General features: G+C 68.6%; 2 protein-coding genes. Both read left to right on the top strand.

Going from position 1 to position 806, the window contains the following annotated elements; all coding sequences use genetic code 11:
- On the top strand, positions 1 to 248 hold a 248-nt coding region (locus AC1DMY_RS20865), incomplete at its 5' end, for a diguanylate cyclase domain-containing protein (protein ID WP_477166754.1).
- A gap of 212 nt (positions 249 to 460) precedes the next feature.
- Positions 461 to 781, top strand: coding sequence for a hypothetical protein (locus tag AC1DMY_RS20860; RefSeq protein WP_092293709.1), 321 nt, complete (start codon positions 461 to 463; stop codon positions 779 to 781).
- Positions 782 to 806: the final 25 nt, after the last annotated feature.

Below are 806 nucleotides of genomic sequence, written 5' to 3'. Positions count from 1 at the left end.
TTGCCGAGCGCTGCCGCACGATGATCGCCGACGCGGCCATCCCCCACCTGCGCTCCCCCTACGAACAGCGCGTAACGGCCAGCTTCGGCGTGGGCACCACGCTGCCGGTGCCGGGCGCGGAGCCCACTGCCTTCATCAACCTCGTGGACGCGCAGTTGTATCACGCGAAGGACAATGGCCGGAACCGCATCGCCGCCGTGGATCGGGCCGGCATGCAGGGCGAAGGCTTCCGGACGCACTCGCGCTGAACCTACCCCCAACGGGTGTTGGCGCACGGCCATCGGCACGCGCCGCACCTGTTGGCTGGCACCCGCCAGCCAGGCGCCCGATAGCGCGGTTTTGCGCCAGCCACGGCACATTCGGGCGAGATTTTCGATTGGCACGGCCCCTGCGTAGGAAGGGAGGAACGCGCGATTGCGTTCCTTGCCCTTCCTACCCTGTCCCAATCGGAGTTCGACCCATGTACTACCGCTTTCTTCCCTTCCTCATCGGCGTCGCCATCGCCACCGCCCTTGCCGCCCAGCTTGCCCAGGCCGCCAGCCCGCGTGACAGCCTGTTCGCCGGCGACAAATACGGCTACAACTTCCGCGTCGATTCGCGCGATGTCTACAGCGACGGCGCCCGTGGCCGCTTCGACGTCTACACCGACGGCGCCCGCGACGTGACACCGCCCTCGCGCGACCAGGACAGCTCGCGTTTCCTGTCGGGCATGGACCGGCGTGGGGTGTCCGCCGAGCCGTCACGCCAGTTCGACGTCTACACGGATGGCGCGCTGGCTTGACTGCCCCCCGCCTGCGCCAGCGGCT

The sequence above is a fragment of the Dyella sp. 01L423 genome, assembly GCF_056399945.1.
The sequence above is the reverse complement of the archived record's forward strand: the minus strand, read 5'-3'. Positions and strand labels throughout refer to the sequence as shown.

What these genes read in the sequence shown, in the direction of transcription:
- AC1DMY_RS20860 (WP_092293709.1), top strand. Translation starts at nt 461, where the DNA reads ATGTACTACCGCTTTCTTCCCTTCCTCATCGGCGTCGCCATCGCCACC.